At 38.7% G+C, this 24,856-nt stretch carries 20 protein-coding genes and 2 pseudogenes; 16 read left to right on the top strand and 6 right to left on the bottom strand.

The genetic code is table 11. From position 1 onward, the window contains the following. The 6 genes and pseudogenes from PVV60_RS03105 to PVV60_RS03080 all read left to right on the top strand — a co-directional run. Positions 1-158, top strand: a pseudogene (locus PVV60_RS03105) (late control protein); the annotation flags it as partial. Between the two features lie 294 nt (positions 159-452). After that, positions 453-617, top strand: a complete 165-nt coding sequence (locus PVV60_RS03100; protein WP_273723055.1) for a hypothetical protein — start codon at positions 453-455, stop codon at positions 615-617. Between the two features lie 424 nt (positions 618-1,041). Beyond that, positions 1,042-2,046 carry an MFS transporter gene (locus PVV60_RS03095; protein ID WP_273723052.1) on the top strand — a complete coding sequence of 335 codons (1,005 nt, stop codon included), beginning with the start codon at positions 1,042-1,044 and terminating at the stop codon, positions 2,044-2,046. Further along, positions 2,043-2,291, top strand: a complete 249-nt coding sequence (locus tag PVV60_RS03090) for a hypothetical protein (protein WP_273723051.1) — start codon at positions 2,043-2,045, stop codon at positions 2,289-2,291. The genes PVV60_RS03095 and PVV60_RS03090 overlap by 4 nt, the downstream gene beginning before the upstream one ends. A 138-nt stretch (positions 2,292-2,429) precedes the next feature. Further along, positions 2,430-2,783 (top strand): hypothetical protein, encoded by a 354-nt coding sequence (locus PVV60_RS03085; RefSeq protein ID WP_273723049.1) that lies wholly within the window; start codon positions 2,430-2,432, stop codon positions 2,781-2,783. Between the two features lie 123 nt (positions 2,784-2,906). Next, a pseudogene (locus PVV60_RS03080) lies at positions 2,907-3,017 on the top strand (hypothetical protein); the annotation flags it as partial. A 135-nt stretch (positions 3,018-3,152) separates the two neighbouring features. On the opposite strand, the gene PVV60_RS03075 reads toward PVV60_RS03080, so the two are convergent. The 3 genes from PVV60_RS03075 to PVV60_RS03065 form a co-directional block, all read right to left on the bottom strand. Further along, the gene (locus tag PVV60_RS03075) at positions 3,153-3,299 is read right to left on the bottom strand and encodes a hypothetical protein (protein ID WP_273723047.1); all 147 of its coding nucleotides are present in this window, start codon (positions 3,297-3,299) and stop codon (positions 3,153-3,155) included. A 778-nt stretch (positions 3,300-4,077) separates the two neighbouring features. After that, entirely contained in the window at positions 4,078-5,298 is a 1,221-nt protein-coding gene (locus tag PVV60_RS03070; RefSeq protein WP_273723045.1) for an MFS transporter, read from the bottom strand. 10 nt (positions 5,299-5,308) lie between these two features. Next, complete coding sequence (locus tag PVV60_RS03065; RefSeq protein WP_273723044.1) at positions 5,309-6,373, bottom strand: coproporphyrinogen III oxidase; 1,065 nt, start codon at positions 6,371-6,373, stop codon at positions 5,309-5,311. 883 nt (positions 6,374-7,256) lie between these two features. On the opposite strand from PVV60_RS03065, the gene PVV60_RS10830 reads away from it, so the two are divergent. From PVV60_RS10830 to edd, 6 genes are all read left to right on the top strand, one after another. Then, positions 7,257-7,766, top strand: coding sequence for a hypothetical protein (locus tag PVV60_RS10830; protein WP_404977292.1), 510 nt, complete (start codon positions 7,257-7,259; stop codon positions 7,764-7,766). Between the two features lie 878 nt (positions 7,767-8,644). Then, positions 8,645-10,072 carry a glutamine synthetase family protein gene (locus PVV60_RS03060; protein ID WP_273723043.1) on the top strand — a complete coding sequence of 476 codons (1,428 nt, stop codon included), beginning with the start codon at positions 8,645-8,647 and terminating at the stop codon, positions 10,070-10,072. 11 nt (positions 10,073-10,083) lie between these two features. After that, on the top strand, positions 10,084-11,367 hold the full coding sequence (locus PVV60_RS03055; RefSeq protein ID WP_273723059.1) for an FAD-binding oxidoreductase: 1,284 nt from the start codon (positions 10,084-10,086) through the stop codon (positions 11,365-11,367). 120 nt (positions 11,368-11,487) lie between these two features. Beyond that, positions 11,488-12,960 carry a glucose-6-phosphate dehydrogenase gene (gene zwf, locus PVV60_RS03050; protein ID WP_273723041.1) on the top strand — a complete coding sequence of 491 codons (1,473 nt, stop codon included), beginning with the start codon at positions 11,488-11,490 and terminating at the stop codon, positions 12,958-12,960. A 10-nt stretch (positions 12,961-12,970) separates the two neighbouring features. After that, the gene (gene pgl, locus PVV60_RS03045; protein ID WP_273723039.1) at positions 12,971-13,744 is read left to right on the top strand and encodes a 6-phosphogluconolactonase; all 774 of its coding nucleotides are present in this window, start codon (positions 12,971-12,973) and stop codon (positions 13,742-13,744) included. Positions 13,745-13,775: 31 nt separating this feature from the next. After that, entirely contained in the window at positions 13,776-15,599 is a 1,824-nt protein-coding gene (gene edd, locus PVV60_RS03040; protein WP_273723038.1) for a phosphogluconate dehydratase, read from the top strand. Between the two features lie 66 nt (positions 15,600-15,665). Here the strand turns inward: edd and folD are convergent, their stop codons facing one another. Then, the gene (folD, locus tag PVV60_RS03035) at positions 15,666-16,565 is read right to left on the bottom strand and encodes a bifunctional methylenetetrahydrofolate dehydrogenase/methenyltetrahydrofolate cyclohydrolase FolD (protein ID WP_273723037.1); all 900 of its coding nucleotides are present in this window, start codon (positions 16,563-16,565) and stop codon (positions 15,666-15,668) included. 314 nt (positions 16,566-16,879) lie between these two features. Between folD and PVV60_RS03030 the strand changes: the two genes are divergently transcribed. Continuing rightward, positions 16,880-18,760 (top strand): AsmA family protein, encoded by a 1,881-nt coding sequence (locus tag PVV60_RS03030; RefSeq protein ID WP_273723036.1) that lies wholly within the window; start codon positions 16,880-16,882, stop codon positions 18,758-18,760. 312 nt (positions 18,761-19,072) lie between these two features. Here PVV60_RS03030 and PVV60_RS03025 read toward each other — a convergent pair whose 3' ends face one another. Next, positions 19,073-19,216 (bottom strand): hypothetical protein, encoded by a 144-nt coding sequence (locus PVV60_RS03025; protein WP_012754785.1) that lies wholly within the window; start codon positions 19,214-19,216, stop codon positions 19,073-19,075. 233 nt (positions 19,217-19,449) lie between these two features. Between PVV60_RS03025 and PVV60_RS03020 the strand changes: the two genes are divergently transcribed. The 3 genes from PVV60_RS03020 to PVV60_RS03010 all read left to right on the top strand — a co-directional run bounded on the left by PVV60_RS03020 (position 19,450) and on the right by PVV60_RS03010 (position 23,890). Beyond that, on the top strand, positions 19,450-20,193 hold the full coding sequence (locus PVV60_RS03020; RefSeq protein ID WP_273723034.1) for a 16S rRNA (uracil(1498)-N(3))-methyltransferase: 744 nt from the start codon (positions 19,450-19,452) through the stop codon (positions 20,191-20,193). A gap of 68 nt (positions 20,194-20,261) precedes the next feature. Continuing rightward, positions 20,262-21,635 carry a glutamate--cysteine ligase gene (locus PVV60_RS03015; protein ID WP_273723033.1) on the top strand — a complete coding sequence of 458 codons (1,374 nt, stop codon included), beginning with the start codon at positions 20,262-20,264 and terminating at the stop codon, positions 21,633-21,635. 899 nt (positions 21,636-22,534) lie between these two features. Further along, positions 22,535-23,890 (top strand): L-cystine transporter, encoded by a 1,356-nt coding sequence (locus PVV60_RS03010; protein ID WP_273723032.1) that lies wholly within the window; start codon positions 22,535-22,537, stop codon positions 23,888-23,890. A gap of 2 nt (positions 23,891-23,892) precedes the next feature. On the opposite strand, the gene PVV60_RS03005 is transcribed toward PVV60_RS03010, so the two are convergent. After that, a complete protein-coding gene (locus PVV60_RS03005; RefSeq protein WP_273723031.1) occupies positions 23,893-24,777 on the bottom strand; it encodes a methyltransferase domain-containing protein in 885 nt (294 codons plus the stop codon). Positions 24,778-24,856 lie beyond the last annotated feature (79 nt).

Below are 24,856 nucleotides of genomic sequence, written 5' to 3'. Positions count from 1 at the left end.
CGTTGCTGCTTCAAGGGTTCCGTGGACAAATCAATGGACCATGGAAAGCTTCTACCGTCACCCACTGCTATGAAAAGCAAAGCGGATATACCACAGAAATTACACTTGAAGCACCAGACAAGGGAAACAAAACAGGAGAAAAGGAAACCTCTGAGTGACAGAAAATCAAAAAGGCAAGTTGACTGAATTGCTTAAACGTTTCTCTTTTTAATAATGGGCTTGAATAATGGGCATGGGATAGAAAAAAATTATCAGTCAATTTACGCTAAAAGAGATCACCACATCTTCGTGCTATTTTTCTAACAATGCGATTCCGGCTAAGAAATTGATCATCTCAAATTGTGATTTTTAGCAGAAGAGAAAAAGATTCATTAAAGAGGTTTTAAATGACCTTTGAAAGGTCTTTGAAGACCCTTTGAGAACCCCTTAAAAATCATGTGAAACAAAATAAATTGCTACAAAATCTACTGGCAAATTATACAAAACACGCTGGCAAGCTACAAACACCAATCGGCTCTTACACACCAGATGGGGCGGTATTAGAGCGTGAGGGCGAACAAAAGCTTTATTTTGCGCATTTTGCGACTCTTGAGATGAGTTTTGAGTGTAGTGCATAGCCGGTGACAAATTGGCGTGAATATAAGCTTACTTTGTCTGAAGCGGCGCATGAGTTTTCAAGTGCTGCGGTGGTTGTTGCAGAATGATTGGTGCATGAAATACTTAAACCTAGGCGCGGGGAGGACAGCCAAACTTTTTATATCAAAATAATAAATTGACAAAAGCTAGCTAAAAAGTAGCTATAATGTGTACTTCATGTGAAATTTAATTGTTTTTATTTAATACAGGAGGTAAAGTTATGAAAACTAAAAATGTGTATAAACCACTGAAAAATACAAATTAAGCGGGGTGATGTTACTTAGCTTAAAGCCCAAACAAATGAGCAGAAAATGACTGCTCGACGCTCCTTTCTGAATTGAGGTTTTAAAATATATAAAGCTGGCGGCAAAAAAGCTGCTAGCTTTATAGCTTTTGGATATATTAATGACGATAGATTATGAAGTTAAAAAGCTGCTTTATGGTTGTGCGGCAATGAGCGGGGTTCGGCTAATTACAGGTTCTTTCCATGCTTTCTTTTTCTTGTCTATGGGCGTTAGTATAACACAGTTAGCTTTATTGCAAATTGTGTTTAGCGTGGCTATTTGTATTTTTGAAGTGCCTTGTGGGATTTTAGGAGATAAAATCGGTGTTAAACAAAATGTTATCTTATCATGTTTCTTTTTTTCGCTCTTTTTCTTTTTATGTATCTACGCGCCTAATCTTTTTGTCTTAATTCCGGCAGAAATTATTTATGCTTTAGGCTTTGCTTTATGTTCTGGCGCTGATAGCACATGGATTAAAGGCTTAATCGACGGCGGTGGTTACAAGGGTAGTTTGATCTACCACCAAGTAAACGCCTATAAGCGGGAACTAACGGCATTCATGAATACGGTTGCTGGTGCGCTAGGTGTTCTTATTGTTTTGTGTATGGATAATTATCAGTCGGCATATTATTTTTGTTCTTTCGGGTTTCTCGTGCTTGTATTCTTGTTTAGTCGGGTGACGGGGATAGCTATTGTATCCGTTTCGGGTAGTCAGCCAATAAAATCGGGTTCTTTGTTGCATGCAACAGAAGCTTTTGCTTATTTAGTTACCTCAAAAATCGGGTTATATTATATATTGATATGTGGTTTTATTGTTGCTGCATTGCAGCCAATATTTCATTTTTGGCAACCTTTTATTTTGGGACAAACAGGAGTATTAGACAATGCAACAGGAAAGACTAAAATTCTTATTCTTGGCCTGTGCTTTGTGTCTTATACTCTCGTAAAATACTTATTTAATCGCTTTGTAATTAAATATCTTATGCAAAAATATGCTCCTATGGCGATAACTTTGTGCTCACTCGTCCTGAGTGCTGTTGTTATGCTTGCTCTGCTTCTCGTTGCAAATAGTTGGGCCCCATTATTTTATTCACTGTATTTCACAGTTTTTTTTCTGTCCCTATGACGCAGTTTGAAGCAGAATTTTTTAAACATATTCAACAAAAGAATGCAAATACGATTTTATCCATTGTTAGTTTTCTTGCGCGTATTTTTGGTATTTTAGCGCTTGTGCTGATTGGTTTGTTGGCGAATAATGTTTGTATAGAAGCAGCTTTTTGTTTCGCCTTTCTTTGTATATGTTTAATTATCCCGCTTAATTTGGCCTGGCTTTATACTGATAAAAAGTTAATAAAAGACGAGGAGGTTTGAAAGTGAAGATACAGTTAAACAGAACCCTGCCTATGACTTACATAAAGACACAGGAAAAAAATAGTGTGTGGGACATCTTATATGGATTGAGTCGAAATTAATGGCTATCCATCGTTTTTAGTAGAGATGCTTACTGATTTGAATGCGCCAAATGATTGTGCGGCTATTAGCCAGAAATATCGCGAACGAGCATATCAAGAGGCTTATGATATTGATGTTTTGCTAAATAGTGGGCGCGTATTAGATTTTGCAAAAAAAACGCAAGCTTTTTTAGAGTGCGCGGAGGAAATCCTCGATAAAGCGTATGTCAATCTTACTATTGCTGGTATTAAATATTTAAAACTAGCTGACCAAGACTATAGTGTGCAAGAATGTTTTGCAAGTAGCCAACTTTTGGCTAATTTAGAGCGTACAGCTCTGGTGAGTGAGAAGAGTGTATATGATCATGTGGTTTATAAGAGTAATATTGAGAAAGAATTTGCGCAAAATTAATGATAATGCCTCCGAAGTAAAATTATTTTTTAAATTACCAAGAAGCTTTAAAATCGTGACGCTCATAGGCTCTTAAACGCTGGATTTGGAGGTGTTTTAGAGTGAGATGGCGCGCAAAAGCTTTATTTTGTACTGGAAACAAAAGGAACGAATAGCGAGTTTGATTTGCGCCTTAAAGAAATGCTGAAGATTAAATACGGCAAGGCGCATTTTACTGCCCTTGAGACTGGTGTGGTGTTTAACGAGGCACCGGTGATGAGTTGGCGCGATTCTAAGCGGGGGATGATGGTAGAGAGAGTGAGAGGGGCTGTGGTAGGAGTGGGTGGCTCGAATGACGCTGTCTTTAGTTGCGTACCGCCAAGCTAATTTTTAATTTTGTGCTTTGTGAAATTCGCCAAGGCTTTTGGACGTACCGCGTTTACCGCGTAATAAAATCTTATGAATATCATGCAGAAGGCGCGCAGAAATGGGTGATTGCGTGTCTAGCTTCCCAATGCCGTAATTAAGTACAGCCACATAATGAGATAGCTCTTCAATATCATTGGTCACACTGATACTTTTTCTTTATTTTCAAACAATAATAGATCAGATTGTAACGATTATGTCTTTTCTATCTGAGAAAAGAGGAGCACCGCTTGCGTATATGCACGAGTAAAAGTCAATCAACATTGGTCTGAGGTAAAAACCGCCAATTATTTCTAATACACCGAAGGATTTCATAGTTTGCTCTAACGGTTTATATAAAGCCGCCCTTTTAAAAGGTAGATTGAGTGGCACATTTATTGGGATATAGGCTTTATGAATCTCTCGAACTCAGCTTTCTGTTATGCAGGTCCTAAGGCGTGATTGCATATATGTTCGCATCTGTTGCTGCGTTGTGTAGGCAGAGATCCTAAATTAGGAAAGGAGGGCTGCTCTTTTAATTACAAAGGAAGAATACGGCGCGTAAGTGCAGCAAAATGTATTTTGAGGAGCAGTAAAGGGGTGAGGCATTTAGATGTCCAGCGGGTGACAGATTAACTGGAGTATAAGTGGGCATTGCTAGGGCGGAGTTTTTAGTTAAGAATTGCGATCCGTACGCTATAAGCTCTCTGCATCCTTCATATAGGCGTTGAGATCAGCGCCCAATGCAACGTAAAGGGGCTATTTTGCCTTTAACGCGGCTGCTTTCATTAGTGCCGCTGGCTCTATCAGCCATTACGGTTATAATTTCCTCGTCCAAAGAACAGATCAATCGATTGCGTAATAGGGTATGTGTGCCTTTTTTGACCGTGTCTTTTTGAAAAAGCAGCCGTTACCTCGTGGCAGGGTTGGGGGTGTTTATATGATCAGCCTGCCAAAGAAATGGAAGCGTTATCGCGATAGCCACCAATAGTAGTCCAGCGATAAAGGCGGCAGCAAACTGCAATGATATAAAAGAACCAAGGACGCCGACCAAAAAGCTTCCGACCGGCATTCCAGCATAGCCGATCACCCGAAAAGCAGAATTAGCTCGCCCGAGAAGTTGCTTTGGTGTGAGGCGCTGCCTGAAGGCAGTAACACCAATAAACCATAAGCTTGCTCCAACGCCAGCAATAAAGGTGACGCCCCATACGACGACAGCACTTTTTGAAAAAGCTGGAATCAGCAGCAAGACAACCGTTCCTAAACCGTCAGTGAGAACAGCTAGGCGCACCGGTGCATAGCGTATACGCGGCGCAAATAGGGCACCTGCCATTGTACCAAGCGCGTAGGCTGCAAACATCACGCCATATTGGCTGCTATGTAGGCCCAGATACCGACTGTCGGTAACGAAGAAGATGAACGAGGTTAGGAATGCTCCAAATACCACCGATAGAAAGAATGTGAGTAATGTAAGGGAGGTAAGATGCCGATTTGAAAAAATGAAACGAAAGCCGGCAATGATATAACGGAAAGTGATGTTTTCTTTATCAAGTGTTGGCGATGTTGGAACAGCATGGCGAGCGGTAAAAATCAATGTGATAAAAAGCACGATTAACAGGCCAAGAAATAGCAGTGTGCTATGCGCTAAAATGCTGCTTGTTATGACTGGGGCAAAAAAATAGGAGACCCCGAAATCTAAAAACAAGACAATTGAGTAGAAGGTCATCAATCGCTCTCCCTCCATGATCAGTGGTGGAATCGTCATTATATAAGCTTCGGCAGAAACGACGATGAATCCAGCAATGGTTGCATAGAAGAAAATTTGTTCGGCTGGAGCAATCTGTATCATAAGCAGTACGAACAGTACAATATGCAGTAGCATGAAGATGAGGAGAGCCGAGGTGGCAAGTTTTATTTTGTCGCAGCGATCAAGTAAAGCGCCTGCAAGGATACCGAAAATTGGCCACGCTAATGAGAAGAGACCTTGCGCCCAACTTACTCCGACTACGCCATATCCAGATTGTCTTGCTAATAGCGGGATGGCAGTGCGCAAAGCACCGCTGAGTAAGGCGAGCAGACTAACGGTTAGGCAAAAATAGCGTATGTTCTTGTTGGCAAAAAGCGTGAACATTCTTTTCTCCTTAAGATGCCACACAGGTTTCCGCTGGTCCATCAAGTACGGCGGTTGTATTCAGCATGTTTGCGACATAGCCGTCCAAGATATTCCTATCTGCCTGAGGTAGAAGAAAATACATAAGGTTGGAATACCATTGCCAACCACGCTGAGTCAGCTGGAGATCGTTATCACTTTCTGCGATGAGACCTGCACCTATGAGCTGTTGTAGGTTATTGTATACGAAAGAGGGGAGTGCGGTCCAGTCAATTCTTTCTTTTTTGGCATAACCGTTATAAGGTAGCCGCATACACAAAGCCTTGGAGGCTTGTTGCTCCGCTGATACCCAATTGTAGTATACTTTGGATTTGCCTTTAAGTTGTATGTCGGTAATGTATTCGCTTCGACTAGGATTGGCTCGTGTGACGAGTGAGCCGAGAATCGACATTGCTGACGCCCCGAAGCCAACCACATAATCGTCATGATAACCATGCAAATATTTGTGATAGCGGAAATAATTAGCTGAACTCGTTTTAGCGAGCGTTAGAGGAGTGTTATTGGCAATTTTGATATAGGAATGCCCATTACACGGTGCATAGCCGCAGCTGCGCATAACGATGTCGCTAAATAAGCGAAGCATCTGTCGATGCTGTAAGCTGGATGGCTTTAGCCCTTTTTGTGCGTAAGACTTATGCAGTTGCGACGTGATAGCCAGATTGTTGATTGCATAGAGGTTGATGGTTTCAGGATGAAGCTCGCTGGCTTGCTTCAAATCGTATAATAGTTCTTCAGTTTGCTGGCTGTGCATGCCATATAGTAGGTCGAAACCGACAAGTCCAATGATCTCTTGTGACCAAGCCACGGTATTGTTGATTTGTTCACGTGTTGAGGTGAGGTTAAACAATGATCGGAAACGCTCAATGAAACTCTGTATACCGAAGCTGATCCGGTTAACGCCGATCTCACGGGCAGCATAAAGTTTATCACGTGTGACGCTCTTCGGTTCGCTTTCCAGTGTAAACTCGGTTAAGGAAGAGAGCTCAAATTCGGCATGCAATACTTTTCCGATGTGTCGGATATTATCTGCGGACAAAAGCGACGGTGTGCCGCCCCTATATAGATGCTGCGGATGGGCCCTCTAAGCGAGCGAATGAAATTTCCTTTGGTTCTGATCTCTGTGGTAAGCGCTGACATATAAGATTCGATTTGCTTAACGTGCTTGTAGGCCCCTTTCTGAAAGGGACAGAAGGAATAGATGGTTTCGCAAAAGGGAATATGCAAATAAAGAGAAATGGTACGCGCTTGTGGAATCTGTTTACTTTGCGCTAGTTTATTAAAGTCTAGGTAATCGTAAAATTCATTTGAAATAGTGCGAAATAACGGATATGTGAAGTTGTAAATCGGCTTGAGTTGATCGAATTTTACAAAAGGATGATCCACGAGTTGCATAGCTTACCCCCCAATTTCTTAACTTGCACTATATTATTGACGAGCGACTGGTGACCCAATCACCCGAGTGTATTACCAAAGATTTTCACGGAACATAATGAATCCTCCTTTTGTAGAAGTTATATGTATTATACATATAACTTATTATATGAACAGGCTAGCTTGTTTAAGAGGCAATATAAAGATAAAAATATAAAAGAACTTTCTCTTGCAGCCTTATGGTCTGATATTGTAATTGGTATCCTGTTTTACGTGGTCGGGCTATGAATGCCTAGGGTGAGAAAAAGCAAGGTATTTTAATGGACGTGCGGGGCATCATTGTCATGTTGCTGGGGCTTGGAATTTGCGTCTGGTTATGAAATATCATTAGCGCAAAAAGATGATTTTGAGGGTAGAGATATATTTTTAAATATCCCTGTAAAACTTCGAGAAGAGATAGAATTATCTATTACAAAACATATAAATGTCCAGTGTGATATATTATCGAATTACATGACATCATCGTTCTTGCCCACCATTTTGACATATTGCCTAAAATCTCATTGAGATTGTGCCATGTACTGGCAAACGGGGATAGATCGCGTTTTGGTATGACTGCGGCGGAACTACGTGCCGCATTATCTTTGCTAGAATCCAATAGGATTAGGCTTAATGGGGTGCCTTTGCATGTGGGCTCTAATTTGAATTCGACTGAGTTGATAGTATCCACCTTAACTAAGGCTGGAAAGGATATTTACGCATTGAAGGATCAAAAAAGTTTTATCAGTCTAGGCGAGGGATATCCGACGTCCACAGCGTTCTGCGATGCCGTGACGGTCAATGACGAATACCCTCGTAAAATTTATGAGGCATTATCACAATTGGGTTGTGATTTACATAAGCTGACGGTAATTATTGAACCTAGGCGTATTATATCTGAAGATTATGGTTATTTATTTTCAAATATTAGCTCTATAAAAGATCAGAATGGTACGAACTTAATTACAATCTTGGCTCTGGGGATGTGTACCAATCTGCACAGTATCACTAGATCATAAGTCAAAGTATGTGAAAGCAACTGATACAAAAAAGATTTTATGATGGTAGAAGATCGACGATGAAGAACGTTAGTTCAAAGGAAATTGATATTATTGTGTTCTCATATCCTGATTTTTTGACTTTTTAGATATAAATAACACACCTCCTAGTGGGTTGGAGACTATCAACTGTTGGATCACGCATGGCGCAATTAACAAAAAATCCTATCTATTGGATTTGGTATGCTCTACTGTATTTTCAGCTCTAAATATTGTGTGCGAAGTGCAATGTCAAGCGGTGGGAATTGATATAAATGCAGAGTCTATAGATATCCGCTCAGAACAAGGTTGATAGCTCTATTATGCAGGGTATGGTTAAGTTTCATGTCGGAAATGCTGAGCGTATGTCTTATCCTGAAAATACATTTACGCATATTACGGCGGGGTGAGGGTTTGTAAGCATTAGTTGTAAAGGCATAGCTATTCATTATCCTAGGCTGTTTTCTTCTATGTGAATAACAATAGAGGTTACAAAACTTGCTTCATATTGAAAGAAAAGTTCATTTTCCTTTAGTTAAGCATTTCTACGGCCAAAAGAAAATTAAATATCTCGTCTTTATGATGCTTGCCAATGTTTGCTTATGTATGATTATTTGAATCGAAATTAGGTTGCGTCCACTATGGTGTTTCTCGCTGTTTTATATAAGGAGAAGGTTCGCACCGATGTATCGTGTGCAATATCAATTTTTCACTATGTTTGATAGGATAGCTTGTTGAGCGTAAAGTTCTTTTACCTTGATGAATCTTGTAGTATTCTTTAAAAATATCAGTTGATAAATTTTTTTCGTGTCGTTTATGCATGGGCTGATACAATAAGGATTTTGTAAAGTTGGTATGTTATGGCTGTAAAAAATGGTAAACAAACGAAAAGTGAAAATTTTAAACCTGTCTCTCGTTTTCTCAAAAGTTTACGTGGTGTGCACAATTGGGAACAAGTTTCACAATGGCTTGCTTTCCGTAAGGTAGAAGATATTGAATGTATTACGCCTGATCAAGCAGGGGTACCACGGGGCAAGATGATGCTTTCTAAAAAATTCACATCGGAAACATCATTGGCATTGCCTTCAGCAGTTTTTATGGCAACAATTTCAGGGGATTATCCGGAAGATGGTCATGGTTTTGAATATCCTAAAGCAGATGGTGATTTACGCCTTGAGCCTGATCTTTCTACGTTAAGCATTGTTCCATGGGAAGATGCTCCTACGGCACAGGTGATTTGTGATCTTGTGTATCAAAATGGTCATGTTGTGGATTATACGCCACGCAATGTTTTACAAACGGTGGTTCATTTTTATACAAAAATGGGTTTAAGCCCTGTTGTTTCACCAGAAATTGAGTTTTATTTGGTACAAAAAAATCCCGATCCTGATTATCCGTTAGTTCCACCGGTTGGTCGTTCTGGGCGTTCAATTGGTGGTGGACAGGGGTATTCCATTGCTGGTGTTAATGAATTCGATGATTTGATTGATGATATTTATCAATTTTCAGAGGCTCAAGGATTGGAAATTGATACCCTCATTCATGAAGAAGGAGCAGGTCAGTTTGAAATTAATTTACGTCATGGTGATCCTATTGAGTTAGCGGATCAAGTTTTTATGTTTAAACGAACAATTCGTGAAGCAGCTCTAAAACATAATATGTATGCAACTTTTATGGCAAAACCCATTCAAGGGCAGCCGGGTTCTGCTATGCATATTCACCAATCGGTTGTTGATAAGAAAACCGGTATGAATATTTTTACACAGGAAAATGGTGAAGAAAGTATCTGTTTTCGCCATTTTATTGGTGGATTGCAAAAACATATGCCAGGGGTACTTGTGATGCTTGCACCTTATGTGAATTCTTATCGACGTCTTGTCCCTGATAATTCGGCTCCTGTTAATTTGCGATGGGGATATGATAATCGTACGACAGCTTTTCGAGTTCCCCGTTCTGTTCCTCAAGCGCGGCGTGTTGAGAATAGACTTCCTTCATCAGATTCGAATCCTTATTTAGCCCTTGCAGCATCTTTAGCGTGTGGTCTTATCGGTTTGCAACAAAAAATTGAGCCGGATGAGCCAGCGACAAATAATGTAAACGCTGATAATATTGAGTTACCGCGTGGGCTCATTGAGGCAGTCAATTTGTTTGAACAAGATACAGCGATACGGGCTATTTTAGGGGATGTGTTTGTCAGTACTTATGCCGCAATCAAACGACAAGAGTTTGAAACTTTTATGGAAGTAATTAGTCCGTGGGAGCGTGAATATCTCCTGCTGAATGTTTAAATTTTATGAAGATGATAGATTATCATTCAATTTCTCCAGGAATTTCTTGGTATGAGGATACTTTAAAAGAATGTCCCTCTTATCCTTCTTTTTGTGAAAACAGACAGTGTGATGTGGTCATTATTGGAGGCGGATTTACGGGGCTTTCGGCTGCTTATCATTTAGCAAAAGCTGGAGTGAGTGTTGTTTTGTTTGAAGCATCACGTTTTGGTGATGGTGCTTCAGGGCGCAATGGTGGACAGCTGGGAACAGGGCAACGGCAATGGGTAGAATCATTAGAAAAAAAGTATGGTTTTGAGCGAAGTAAGGTTCTGTTTGATTTAGCAGAAGAAGCTAAAAGAGATATTTTATCTTTAAGCGCGATGCCTAATTGTCAATGTGATTTGATAAGAGGGCAGCTTTCTGTGACACATAAAAGGCGTGAGCTTCTCTCTTATCAACGGCATATTGAGGTGATGCAGCGTTATGGCTATCATGCGCTTACTTTTATGAATAAGGCTGAAACATCTAGACGACTTGGATCGTCTTTTTATTGTGGTGGTATTTATGATGCGGATACCGGCCATATCAATCCCTTAAAATTGATTATTGGGTTGGCAAAAAAAGCTAAAGAAGCTGGTGCTAAGCTTTATGAGAAGTCACAAGTAACGACCGTAAGGCGCAAGGGAGCCTATTGGAAAGTGATAACAGAAAAAGGCAGTGTAACAGCAGAGCATGTTTTACTTGCAACAAATGGGTATAAACTTGGTCTGGAGCGTTTTGTTGAAAAAAAAATTGTTTCTATTCGCTCTTATATTGGAGCAACAGACCCATTACCAAAGCATAGTTCAATTCTCGCAGGCGGGGAATCGGTTGATGATTCCCGTTTTATGGTTCGCTATTTTCGCAAAAGCATTGATAATCGTCTCTTATTTGGTGGCGTAGAAAGTTATGATAATAAGCATCCTGTAAATTTAGATGAACGTATAAAACGGCAAATTACTGAAATTTATCCTCAATTACACTCTATCAATTTAAGCCATCGCTGGGGAGCAACGGTTGCCATCACAGTTGAGCGCATGCCCTATGTTCGCCAACTTTTCTCAAGGATGACTTATTGTGGCGGTTACTCAGGGCACGGCGTTATGCTGGCTCCTTTCATGGGAAAATTATACGCAGAATGGTTGACTGGAAAATATGAACGTTTTGCCCATTTTCAGGACTTAAAGATTTCATCTTTTCCGGGAGGAAGAGTTTTGCGTTATCCGCTTATATTTTTAGCAATGCGGTGGTTTTCTTTAATGGATCGTTTTTAATAGAAACATTACTTGAAATGAAGAAAATTAATGGCTTATTTAGGTTCTGTTTGCTTTAATGATGAAAGCTTTTATAAGTGATATGGGATTTCATAATCGGATGGAAAAATAAACAAGTTCATGGCGCGTAAAATTATTCCAGTTTCTTCCTTTGATTGTATTGTTTTTGGTGGCAATGGTGATCTGGCGTTGCGCAAGCTTTTACCGGCTTTGTATCATTGTCAGTGTGCTGGGCAATTCAGTGAGCCAACACGTATTATTGGGGTTTCGCGCACTTCCTTAAGTCATGAAGAATATCAAAATTTTGTTCGCATTTCTTTAGAAAAACATATTCATCCAAAAGATCTGAATTCAACAGAACTCAATCATTTTCTTGCACGTTTAACTTACGTTTCTGTAGATGTTTCCTCAAATCGAGGGTGGGAGGATTTAGCCCTCCTTCTGTCACAAGATTCAGCAGATATTCGAGCTTTTTATTTGGCTGTTGGTTCGTCACTTTTTGCTGACATTGTGATGAAGTTGGGAAAAAATGATTTGGTGACACCACAAACACGGATTATCATTGAAAAACCAATTGGTTGCGATGTAAAAACAGCTGTTTCACTCAATGATGTATTTGCAAGCGCCTTTAATGAAGAGCAGATCTTTCGTATTGATCATTATCTTGGGAAGGAAACTGTTCAAAATTTAATGGCATTGCGGTTTGTTAATACACTTTATGAACCGCTATGGAACTCCAATTATATTGATCATGTTCAAATAACCGTTGCTGAATCTTTAGGGTTAGAGGGACGTACAGAATATTATGAAAGCACTGGTGCTCTACGCGATATGGTTCAAAACCATATGCTACAATTACTTTGTTTGGTTGCGATGGAAATACCATTTACCAACAGTGCTAATGCTGTGCGCGATGAAAAACTTAAAATTTTACATTCTTTAACACCGCTTGATGTCCATAATGTAGGGCAGCATACTGTACGTGGGCAGTATCTTTCTGGTCTATCAAATGGTATATCTGTAGAGTCTTATTTCGATGATCTGGGAAGAGTGAGTAAGAGTGAAACATTTGTAGCGCTTAAGGTTAAGATTGATAACTGGCGTTGGGCTAATACGCCTTTTTATTTACGAACCGGTAAGCGCATGTTTACGCGAATGTCTGAAATTGTTGTGGTTTTTAAACCTATTCCTCATAATATTTTTAATGTGGATTTAGATGAAATTGTTTCTAATCGGCTTGTGATTCGTCTCCAACCTGATGAAGGTGTAAAACAATGGTTGATGATTAAAGATCCAAGTTATGGGGGGATGCGGTTTCGTCACATTCCATTAGACATGAGTTTTGCTTCCGCATTTTCTGAACGTAATCCTGATGCTTATGAACGTTTATTAATGGATGTTATTCGTGGAGATCAAACACTGTTTATGCGTCGTGATGAAGTTGAGGCTGCTTGGCGTTGGATTGATCCAATCATTGAGGGATGGGAAGCAATAAAACAGCCGTTTCATAGCTATAAAGCTGGTTCGTGGGGGCCATCTGCTTCGACGATTCTCATGGAACGTGATGGGCGTATATGGAACAATTTAGTTTAGAGCAATAAGTATGTATAGAATGAATATTGACCGTTTAGATTTTGAAACCCCTCAGACTTTAGCCTTGGCACTAGCAGATCGAGTGGCCGCAGAGCTTAGTGTATCTGTTCTTGAGCGCAAGAGAGCAGTTTTAGCGGTGTCTGGTGGTAAAACACCAGAATTGTTTTTTCATTATTTGTCAAAAGCGGATATTGATTGGCAAAATATTATTATCACTTTGGTTGATGAACGTTTTGTTCCTACACACGATGAACGTTCAAATGAACATATGGTACGGTGTCACTTGTTACAAAATTTTGCCGAAAAAGCGCGTTTTGTAGGACTTTATCATAAAGCAATTACTGCTGAACTTGCTGCTTTTTCAGCGGCGAGTCGTGTTAATACTTTGCCTAAACCCTTTGATGTTGTTGTTTTAGGAATGGGGGTTGATGGACATACGGCTTCTTTTTTTCCTGATGCTGATCGTTTAAAGCAAGCGCTTGATCTGCGAACACAAGCACTTGTTTTACCCCTTCATGCTAAGAGTGCTGTTGAGCCAAGACTCTCACTAACTTTGCCAGTTATTATGCAATCTCGTTGTATTATCCTCCATTTTGAAGGTTTTCAGAAACGCGACTGTTTTGAAGAAGCTTGTCAAGAAGGGTCTGAAATAGAAATGCCTATTCGGGCAATTTTGCGTAATTCCCCTCATCTTGTGCAGGTTTATTGGTCGCCTGCAGAAAATGAAATAAGTGAATCAGAATATGCGACACTGAATAAAAACGTAATCTCTCTCAATGAATGAGGGGAAGAAACAATGAAAGGGGGAGAGAAATATGGCACTTTCCAAGACAATTGCCGCAGTTACACGAAGGATTTATGAACGTTCTCGATCAACACGGGAAATTTACTTAGATCGTATTGCGAAAGCACGAGTTCATCGCCCCAAACGGAGTTTTTTAGGATGTGCCAATCAAGCTCATGGCTTTGCTGCTTGTGGTGCAATAGATAAAGAGCGTTTGAAGGGAAATATCGTTGGGAATATTGGCATTATCACGGCATATAACGATATACTTTCAGCGCATCAACCTTTTGAAAAATTTCCTCACTTAATTAAAGAGTCGGCCCGTATGGTTGGTGGTGTTGCACAGGTTGCAGGTGGTGTTCCCGCGATGTGCGATGGTGTTACGCAGGGAAATGCGGGGATGGAGCTTTCCCTTTTTTCGCGTGAAGTAATTGCAATGGCGACAGCTATAAGCTTATCTCACGATGTCTTTGATGCAGCATTGTATCTTGGGGTGTGTGATAAAATTGTACCAGGTTTATTGATTGGTGCACTAACATTTGGTCATTTACCAGGAATTTTTATACCAGCTGGTCCTATGACAAGTGGTCAAGGTAATGATGAAAAAGCGAAGATACGTCAACTTTACGCGGAAAATAAAATAGATCGCCAAACACTTCTAGCATCAGAAGCACGTTCTTATCATGGACCAGGAACATGTACATTTTATGGAACCGCTAACTCTAATCAGGTGATACTGGAGATGATGGGGCTTCATATGCCGGGAGCTTCTTTTGTTAATGCGAATACACCGTTGCGGGATGCTTTAACAAAAGAAGCCACGAAACGTGTACTTGAAATGACAGATCTTGGTGATCATTATAGTCCACTTGGTATGATCATTGATGAGCGTTCTTTTGTGAATGCCATTGTAGGATTAAATGCAACAGGAGGTTCTAGCAATCACACGATTCATTTGATTGCTATGGCTGCTGTTTGCGGTATTAAATTGACATGGCATGATATTGCAGAAATTTCATGCCATGTACCTCTTTTAGCGCGCATTTATCCTAATGGTTTAGCGGATATCAATCATTTTTATGCTGCTGGGGGGATGGGATTTATTATTCGCGAGCTTATCGAGGCAGGTTTAGTACATGAAGATGTTTCTACGGTTTTTGGTAAAGATCTCAATGCTTATGCAATTGAAGCAAAGCTTTCTGCTGATGGTCATGTGGTGCGTGAAGCGGCTCTCAAGGAAAGTGGTGACCATAAGGTGTTAGCAGGGTGGAGAAAGCCATTTCAGCCTGAGGGGGGGCTTCGTGTTTTATCGGGAGATTTGGGAACAGCTATTATAAAAGTTTCCTCTGTTAAACCAGAGTATTGGCAGATTAAAGCACCAGTCTTTGTTTTTAATGATCAAGATGAACTACAAAAATCTTTTAAATCTGGAGTATTGCATGATAAAGACTTTATCGCTGTCATTCGCTATCAAGGGCCAAAAGCCAATGGTATGCCAGAGCTTCATAAATTAACGACCATTTTAGGCGTTTTACAAGATCGCGGTCAAAAGGTAGCACTGATAACCGATGGGCGTATGTCAGGGGCGTCAGGAAAAATTCCTGCTGCCATCCATATGACACCAGAAGCAGTGGATAATGGTCCCATTGCACGTTTACAAGATGGTGATATTGTTGTTCTTGATGTTCATGAGGGTAAATTAACTCTTTTGGAGGATTTAGCAAAATTTAACGCGCGAAAAATCATACCTCCTGATCTTTTAAAAAACGAACATGGTGTTGGACGCGAACTTTTTCATGTTTTTCGTCAATCTGTTAATCGTGCAGATCAAGGGGCATCTGTTTTTATGACATGAAAAATGCAAAAATAAACAAGCTGAATTCTATACAATGAAATCATATACAAGGAATTGTTACAATTTCTAGAATTTTGGTATAGGCAGATTGTGTGATCGCGCGGCGGCTTTGAGTGTATTAACCATAAGCATGGCAATTGTCATTGGTCCAACGCCTCCTGGAACAGGGGTAATCGCAGCAGCTTTTTCTTTTACGTTTTCAAAATCGACATCACCAACAAGACGTGTTTCCCCTATACCTTTTTCTGGTGCAGAAACGCGGTTAATACCGACATCAATAACAATTGCACCATTTTTTATCCAGTCTTTTTTAATCATTTGTGGGCGGCCTACAGCTGCTACTAGAATATCAGCGCTTCGACACACATCATCAAGATCACGGGTACGACTATGGGCAATTGTCACAGTGGCATTGGCTGCTGTTAAAAGGGAAGCCATAGGTTTTCCAACAATATTAGAGCGTCCAACAACGACAGCATCAAGTCCAGATAAATCTTGCCCACAGTGTTGTTCAATCATCATCATGGCACCAGCCGGTGTGCAGGGAATAATCGCATCTTCAAGTGCATTTGCTGCGAGTTTTCCTACGTTAATATAATGAAAACCATCAACATCTTTTTGGAAAGCAACGGCTTGTGTTATGCGATTTGTATTCATATGAGCAGGGAGAGGTAGCTGTACCAAAATACCATGAATTTTGGGATCAGAATTTAATGTTGCAATAAGCTGAAGGAGTTCTTTTTCTTGCGTTTCTTTGGAAACGACATGTTTGATTGAAAGAAATCCACATTCTTCGGCTTTTTTATTTTTTGAGGCGACATATACTTGACTTGCGGGATCATCTCCAACGATAATAACAGCGATACTAGGTTGTATATTATAGTGATGGCGAAGCTTAGTTGTTTCGGCCTTAACTTTCACAATAATCTCTTCAGCAAGTTTTTTTCCGTCGATAATATTATTCATTCAGAGATCCTTTCGGTAAGGCTGTTTGTTTTTTTGTAAAGCATTTTCTAATAATACGATAGAGTTTTATAGCAATATTCATATGAGAACAGTAAGAATGGTTTTATAATGTTGTGGATTTATAGTTTTGAAGACTCTTAAATAATTGCTTTATAAGGAAGCAGCAATATTGCTGTTTGAATAAATTTTGGATAAAGAACCAAAATAATGAAGATACAAAGTGGATATAGTGAATTATAGGGTTATAAAAACTTTTTATGATCATTTAAGTCTGTTTTTAATCTGTTATAGGGGGATAAATATAGAGGGATATTGTGCTCATCAGAATAATAAAATTTTTGAGCGGAATTTTTATTACAATTATCTTTTTATTTGGAGTGGGGATTCTCGTTTTACCTTATCTTATCTCTACAGATGCGATTCGTATTCGTTTAGCGCAGGATTTGAGTGCATGGACGGGTTACAATGTGCACTTACGTGATCCACCGCGGTTACATCTTTTTCCTTATCCTAAAGCATTTCTTTCTGGCGTTACTTTAACATCAAAAATGGCTGATGTTGAGCCATTAATGGAAGCTGAATCAATAGAAGTAGATCTTTCTGTCGTCGATCTTTTTCGGGGATATGTTTCTTTTTCAGAGACGCGGATTATGCGTCCTCAATTTGTTATGAAAAAGCCTGTTAAAACAATAGCAGATTTTTTTGATCGGTTTTCTCGCTCACAAGGTGCATTAGGGTTGGCAATACGCAATACGCGTGAAATATTAAAACATAATCCTGAACACCCAGAGATAGAGCACCTTTTCAAACAACCTTTTGGGCGGATTGTCATTAAAAATGGTGTTCTTGTGTATCACGATAGTTTTTCAGGAGTAGCAGAAAAAATAACAGGATTAAATGCGACTTTAGATTGGCCGGAATCGACTGAGGAAGTACGGTTACGTGCAGATGCGCGTTGGCGCGGAGAATTTACAAAGTTATCAATTGATGCTTCTCAAGCGTTGCTGCTTCTTGCGGGAGGCAAAAGTCATATTAGGGCAAGTCTCAATTCTGTACGTGGGGGAATAACTTTTATAGGGAAGGCTCGGTTATCTGAATATTATATTTTTGACGGAAAAGTATCGATGCGTTCTCCTGGATGGAATCAGACATTGTCTTGGGTTGGTGGAAATCAGTTTTGGGGACATAAATTAAAAATACCCATTGTATGGGAATCTCATTTTTTAGCGCAGCCAATGCATATCCAAATGAACAATGTTACATTTACGATGGGGAAATCCAATGCGCGAGGAGCTTTAAAACTCGATTTTCAAGATTATGTACCAAATATCATGGGCTCTTTAGCCTTTGATAACCTAGACCTTAACCTCTTGGGTTCAATATTTTTTTCAGATAAAAAGAAAAATGCCTTCTTTGATATGACAATTTTTGATCGTCTTGGCGTGGATATACGACTTTCTGCGCCACAAGCCAAAATAAGAAATATTTCACTCACAAATTTAGCTGCTGCAATACAAATAAGAAATGGGCATGGTATTTTTGATCTTGGACATGCGAATATTTTTGGTGGATCCGTGCAAAGTAATATTGAGTTTACGTCAGCTGGACAGAAAGTGTGTATTGGAGGAAATATTTCAGGTGCTTCTATTGATATGCGGGAGACTTTCGAAACCTTGGGATTTATTCCATTTATACAAAGCAAAACGAATTTTATTGCAACGGTACAAACACTTGCTGATTCTTGGCGAGAAATTTTTACGAAAATGCAGGGTGAATTAACACTGAAGATGTCTTCTGGTCGGCTCTTAGGGTATGATTTGAATGAATTACAAACAAGACTTTTAAATAAACAACAATTTCTTTTGATAAAGAATGATACTTTTTCAACAACATTTGATCACTGGGATATTCAGACAAGCTTTTCAGAAGGTATGATGAAAGTGACAGAGTCATTAATGCGTACAGCAGACTTGAGCTTATCTATTCAAGGAACCACTGCAACTGCTATTGCGCAAGAGAAGCAGAATGAATTGATATTACAGGCACAACTACGCAAAAACTATAGATCAGAAACTTTATGTAAAGATATCCAATGTCTTGCTAATAGCCTTGCATGGCCTTTTACATTTTCTTTAAACTCTAAAGGACAAAATCTTGGTAATTTTTGGGTCACAAAAGACATTGATGCAGATTAAGTATTGTTTTTCATCTATATAATATTCTATCCTATAATAGTAATTCTTCTTTTTGCAACTTAAAATTGTCTTTTAAATTTAAATCAGAGTTCCCATTATCGGAAGATTCTCTCATTTTAAATCCGTTTGCGATGAAGCAGTAAAAACCGTCCTCTCCGTTATAAGTGTGGTTGGTATAGATAAATGACTGAAGAGAGGAATAAAAATCCCTCTTATGGAATCTTTCAAATACAAGAGATTCATAATATTGGTGCAAATCTTATAAAAGTTGCTAAAAAACATTAAAATTTTAAAGGAGATGTCGGCCAGTGCTTATTGAATCCCAGAAGAAATACCATAGCCATCTTTGGTAATTGTATGCTTCCCGTCTGCTCCAACAGAACCAATACCCACTGTAATCAAAATAAAGGCTAAGAGGGTTGTAATCGTAATAATTGTAGCTTTTTTAGCAGACATATTTTTCCTCCACGGATGCATCAATGACTGAATGCAAAGATGAATGGTGCATTATTTAAACTTTTATGAAAGCAGAATCACTTAAGGATCTATAAGTTCCTATTATTATCTCATAAAGCTAAAAAAACTCTATAATTCTTTAATATATTATAGTTCTATAGATATAATTTTTTCTTTTTGCTATATATTTTTTCATTTTCTCGATGACGATAGCGAGCATTGGCAAAATTTTTATGCGTATAAATTATAAACTTAAAAGATTATTTATCCGACAGACATTAGCTTTGAATGAAGAAATAAAGATAGAGGGGGCACACGCTTCTTATCTTGTGCATGTCTTGCGTATGAAAGAAGGAGCAGAAATTTTACTTTTTAATGGACAGGATGGTGAGTGGCTTGCTAAACTTATTGTTGTTAAAAAAAAATTTGTTGTGGTTCAGCTTATCCATCAAGAAAGATTACAAACGACGCATTCCAAGCTTATTTATTGCTTTGCTCCACTCAAAAACGCGCGGTTGGATTATATGGTGCAGAAAGCTGTTGAAATGGGGGTATCGATTTTACAGCCTGTTATAACGCATCATACGCAGGTTACGCGTATCAATATGGCGCGTATGGAAGCCAATGTTATTGAAGCTTCTGAACAGTGTGGCATTTTATCTCTTCCTGAATGCGTATCTGCTTTATCATTAGCAGAGCTTTTGGCACGTTGGGATGAAACACAGCCTTTATTCTTTTGTGATGAAGCGCACGAATTGCATAATCCATTACCTTCTTTTAAAAAGTGTGACGTTACAACACCTGGTATCCTTATTGGACCAGAAGGTGGCTTTAGTGAAGAAGAGCGGAGATTTTTAAAAAAACATCCTTTTGTGGTTCCAATATCATTAGGTCCGCGGATTTTACGCGCTGACACTGCCGCTGTTGCTGCTTTGGCTCTTCTTAATGCTACCGTGGGGGATTGGGCAATGGATTGAGAAATCTGTAAAATCATTCTAAACAATTCATTTAAGATGATGATACCAATGATAGGATACGATAAGTTATGGCGCTTGATATAACTGATGAAAGTGAAATTTATAACTTAGATTCCTTGGTTAGCTATTTCCAAGGGGGGTATAAAGCAGAAAATGATTGGCGTATTGGTACAGAACACGAAAAATTTCCGTTTTATAAAGATGGTTTTCACCCTGTTCCTTATGAAGGAGAGAGGGGAATTCGAGCGCTTTTAGAGAGGATGCAAAGCGCCTTAGGATGGAAACCTATTTTAGATGAAGAGAATATTATTGGGCTCGTAGGATCAGTTGATCAGGGAGCCATTTCTTTGGAACCTGGGGGACAATTTGAACTATCTGGTGCACCATTAAAATCAGTAGTCCATACATATTACGAGTTGATGGAGCATTTAACTCTTCTCAAAAAAATTGCAGAACCATTGGGTATCGGTTTCTTAGGTCTTGGAGCTAGTCCAAAGTGGACTTTAGCTGAAACGCCGCGAATGCCTAAATCACGTTATCAGATTATGACTGATTATATGCCTAAAGTAGGGCATAATGGTCTTAATATGATGTATCGCACATCAACAGTTCAGGTTAATCTTGATTTTTCATCTGAAAGTGATATGCGGCGAAAAATGCAAGTATCCATGAAGTTACAGTCCATTGCAACAGCGTTATTTGCAAGTTCACCTTTTACAGAAGGGCGCCCAAATGGCTTTTTGTCGTGGCGTTCTGAAATTTGGCGTAATACGGATAATCAGAGGACAGGCGTTCTTCCCTTTATATTTTCTGAGCGTTTTGGTTTTGCTGATTATGTTGAATGGGCCCTTGATGTTCCAATGTATTTTGTTGTTCGTGATGGTCGTTATTACGATTGTACACATATAACGTTTCGTCAGTTTATGAATGGAGCATTAAAAGGACAAGTTGCAAATTCAATTCCAAACATGGGAGATTGGATTAATCACTTATCAACGTTATTTCCTGAAGTCCGCTTAAAAAGATTTTTAGAAATGAGAGGAGCTGATTGTGGTTCTTGGAAGCGCATTTGTGCGTTGTCGGCTTTTTGGGTTGGGCTTCTTTATGATAGGGAAGCACTTAATGAGGCAGAGGCTTTGACAAAAGATTGGTGTTTTGAAGAAGTTTTAGAGTTGCGCCAACGCGTTCCTAAAGAAGGGTTAAGAACTCCTTTTCGTCAAACTATTCTTTTAGAGTTAGCACGACAAGCTCTTGCTATTGCCCGCAAAGGCTTAAAAAATCGCAAACAGTATGATACAAATGGTTTTGATGAAACAAATTTTCTTAATCCTTTAGAAGAGGTTGTTGCAATCGAACAAACAGATGCTGAAAAATTTTTGTCTCATTACTATTCTATTTGGAATGAGTCTGTAGAACCTTTATTTTTAGAATGTGCCTATTAAATTTGAAGCAAAGATACCTCCTACTTTTTTAAAAATGCATATCACCGTGGTGGCTCATTTACTCATTTGCTCTAGGGAGCATATCCCACCTTGCTTTTAACGTTTCTCATAAAAGATACAATACAAAAATCTCTTGAGCAGTGCGATTTTTACACCCAATAATATCACGATATTTCCGTAATCGTAATATTGTACCTTTGTGCTAAAGATAGCTTATAAAAGATATACAATGCTTATATGAAAGAGCATTTTATTATACAAAAATCACAATATCAATACGATCAGTAAGCTAAAAAGACCGTAGAAAAACTACCCACAGATCTATGTATGTATAACTCAAATTTATTTTTATATAAAAAAGAAATATTTTATGTAAATAGATAGAAATAGAGATTACAATGTGTAGAATTAATGTGTTAATTAAAACGGATTTTCAATAAAATAATTATATTTGAAGTGCTGATCAAAGCTGTTAAGAGTGTAGTCCATAAAATTAGCTTGTGGGTGTATTTTCTAGAAAAATCACGAATGTTCGGTTGTTAATTCATCCTTGCTTGGAAAGCTCGCTTCAGTTCAAATAGCAAAAGAGAGTGGTAAGGACATTTATAGGGTAAGATATGCTGGAATTACTCAGTATTAAGATGCAATGAATATTGTTTATATTTCTCTTTTTTAACTATTTTATGAGAGCGTAAAGTTAAAGAATAGGACGATAATTTTATTTATTTTCTTTAAACAATTATTAGTAGATAAAAAATTCTCTTTTAAGCTATAAATTAAAAAAATAATGATTTTGTAAAAGCCTTGTAAGCTTTATGTTAATTTTAAATATCATGCATTGATTTTGAATTATGCAGATTATTGACGTCAATCATAAAAATAGTAAGTGAGCATAGACAATGACATTTAATTTTTTCGTCAATTTATTTCTATTTGTTATTTTTTTATTGTTGGTTTCTCAAAGTCAGAAAATGCAATGGAGTCTTTCACTACGTGTTATGCTATGGCTTATCCTTGGCTTGATTTTTGGAAGTGTTTTGCAGTTTATTTATGGAGAGGGTGAAAGCACTTTATTGAAATCCGTTGAATGGTTTAACATTGTTGGTGAGGGCTATATTTTATTGTTGCAAATGATTGTTATGCCACTGGTTTTTATCTCTATCGTTTCAGCAGTTGCTCATTTACATTCTGTTTATGCTGTTGGAAAGATGAGTATAATAACAATTTCAATATTGCTTTTTACGACGGCTCTTTCAGCATTGGTTGGTGTGCTTGTGGTTAATTTTTTTGGATTAACAACTGATGGTTTGGTGCATGAAGGGCAAAATGTTTCTGCTCTTCTCGAAGGTCATATTTCTAAACTTGGAGATATGAATATACCAAAGATGATTTTGTCTATGATTCCTAAAAATCCATTTGCTGAGTTGAGTGGAGCTAAACGTACGTCAATTATCAGTGTTGTTATTTTTGCGTCATTTTTAGGTGCATCGGTTCTCCTTTTAAAGAAAGATGAGCCAGAAAAAGGAGAAAAAGCGCTTTTATTTATTCAAGTGGGACAAGCTTGGATTATGCGGTTAGTCCGTATTATTATTGCTTTGACGCCTTATGGTATTTTTGCACTTATGACGAAAGTAGGGGCATTATCGCGTATTGCAGATATTTTAAATTTACTGGTTTTTATCATTGCCTCTTATGTTGGTATTATTTTAATTTTCGGAATTCATGGTGTATTGCTTGGTATTTCTGGGGTTAATCCCTTTCGTTTTTTCAAAAAGGTTTTACCGGTTTTAACATTTGCTTTTAGCAGTCGTTCAAGTGCTGCAAGTATTCCTTTGAATATTGAAGCGCAAACACAGTGGATAGGTGTACCACAATCCATTGCGAGTTTTGCAGCTTCTTTTGGGGCAACAATTGGACAAAATGGTTGTGCTGGTCTTTATCCAGCGATGCTTGCGACCATGATTGCACCATCTATGGGTATTAATCCTCTTGATCCTACTTGGATTGCTACGCTTGTTGGTGTTGTAACGTTGAGTTCTATAGGTGTTGCTGGTGTGGGGGGAGGCGCTATTTTCGCTGCATTGATTGTGTTACCAATTATGGGGCTTCCTGTTACTTTGGTTGCTGTACTTATCTCTATTGAACCGCTAATTGATATGGGACGTACTGCTTTAAACGTGAGCGATTCAATGATAGCTGGAACGGTCACCAGTCAAATATTACGGACAACAGATAAAAGTATTTTTAAAAAATAATTTTAGGTTATATTTTGGGGGGGCTTTAAAACATCTGTAAGAGATATTTGTGCTGAACCAGGTTGTAAGGGTTTTTGTTGATTGGGATGAGGAGCCCAACCAGAGAGCCAGATGAAAGAAAAATGTGCACGAATACGTCCATCAGGATCACTAAATCGTTGTGCATAGATTTCAGCTGCGCGGAGAAAAAAACGTTTGGATACAGGGCGTCGTGAACGATTGATGAGTGCATTTTGCATTCCCATAGCTCTAAGATCGTGCATAAGGTCAAACATTGTATTATAACGTATTGTGATATCTTCAACGTCTACTACAGGCAGAGCAAAGCCAACACGCTGTAAAAGAGCGCCTGCATCACGAATGTCGGCAAAAGGATAGATTCTAGGGCTTGCTCCACTATAAATTTCACTTTCAGCTTGTAGCAGGCTTTCGCGCAATTCTCTTAATGTACCAGCTCCTGTCATAACAGCAAGAAATAAGCCATCTGGTTTAAGGGTGTTTTTTATCTGGCTTAGAACACCAGGGGTATCATTGGTCAATTGTAATGAAAGGAGTGAAACAATAAGGTCACAGTAACTTTGAGGTAAATCAAGAAACTCTCGATGACGTAAATGGAATTTTTTATCATGGCTTTGATAAAGCGTATCGGTTTCAATGCGTTCTATGGAACAAACTTTTCCAGATTTCATTAAAGCTTGTGCAGCAAGGTCTGTATGGCTGTGTAAATCGAGAGCTAATGTAAAGAGGCGATCAACAGTGTTAAGACGTTTATAGAGATCTTCCGCCATGTGAGAGAGTAAAAAGTCATATCCTTTTTTTGCTTTTTGGAAGGCACGTTTGCGGAATTGTTCAATGCGGTTATGATCAAAAATTAAAGGATGCGACATATTGTGGAACACTTTCGATCTATGAAAGAATATATTTTGAAAAGGTTCGTTATTTGTGCAAGCTCTGTCAAGTTTATAA

The organism is Bartonella sp. AU18XJBT (assembly GCF_028618595.1).
Taxonomy (GTDB): Bacteria; Pseudomonadota; Alphaproteobacteria; order Rhizobiales; family Rhizobiaceae; genus Bartonella.
This window is presented reverse-complemented; position numbering and strand designations above follow the sequence as displayed.

Excerpts from the sequence above, each read along its gene's own strand:
- PVV60_RS03095 (WP_273723052.1), top strand. The coding sequence starts at position 1,042 with ATGACGATAGATTATGAAGTTAAAAAGCTGCTTTATGGTTGTGCGGCA.
- PVV60_RS03090 (WP_273723051.1), top strand. The coding sequence starts at position 2,043 with ATGACGCAGTTTGAAGCAGAATTTTTTAAACATATTCAACAAAAGAAT.
- PVV60_RS03070 (WP_273723045.1), bottom strand. The coding sequence starts at position 5,298 with ATGTTCACGCTTTTTGCCAACAAGAACATACGCTATTTTTGCCTAACC.
- PVV60_RS03060 (WP_273723043.1), top strand. The coding sequence starts at position 8,645 with ATGGCTGTAAAAAATGGTAAACAAACGAAAAGTGAAAATTTTAAACCT.
- PVV60_RS03055 (WP_273723059.1), top strand. The coding sequence starts at position 10,084 with ATGATAGATTATCATTCAATTTCTCCAGGAATTTCTTGGTATGAGGAT.
- zwf (WP_273723041.1), top strand. The coding sequence starts at position 11,488 with ATGGCGCGTAAAATTATTCCAGTTTCTTCCTTTGATTGTATTGTTTTT.
- pgl (WP_273723039.1), top strand. The coding sequence starts at position 12,971 with ATGTATAGAATGAATATTGACCGTTTAGATTTTGAAACCCCTCAGACT.
- edd (WP_273723038.1), top strand. The coding sequence starts at position 13,776 with ATGGCACTTTCCAAGACAATTGCCGCAGTTACACGAAGGATTTATGAA.
- folD (WP_273723037.1), bottom strand. The coding sequence starts at position 16,565 with ATGAATAATATTATCGACGGAAAAAAACTTGCTGAAGAGATTATTGTG.
- PVV60_RS03025 (WP_012754785.1), bottom strand. The coding sequence starts at position 19,216 with ATGTCTGCTAAAAAAGCTACAATTATTACGATTACAACCCTCTTAGCC.
- PVV60_RS03020 (WP_273723034.1), top strand. The coding sequence starts at position 19,450 with ATGCGTATAAATTATAAACTTAAAAGATTATTTATCCGACAGACATTA.
- PVV60_RS03015 (WP_273723033.1), top strand. The coding sequence starts at position 20,262 with ATGGCGCTTGATATAACTGATGAAAGTGAAATTTATAACTTAGATTCC.
- PVV60_RS03010 (WP_273723032.1), top strand. The coding sequence starts at position 22,535 with ATGACATTTAATTTTTTCGTCAATTTATTTCTATTTGTTATTTTTTTA.
- PVV60_RS03005 (WP_273723031.1), bottom strand. The coding sequence starts at position 24,777 with ATGTCGCATCCTTTAATTTTTGATCATAACCGCATTGAACAATTCCGC.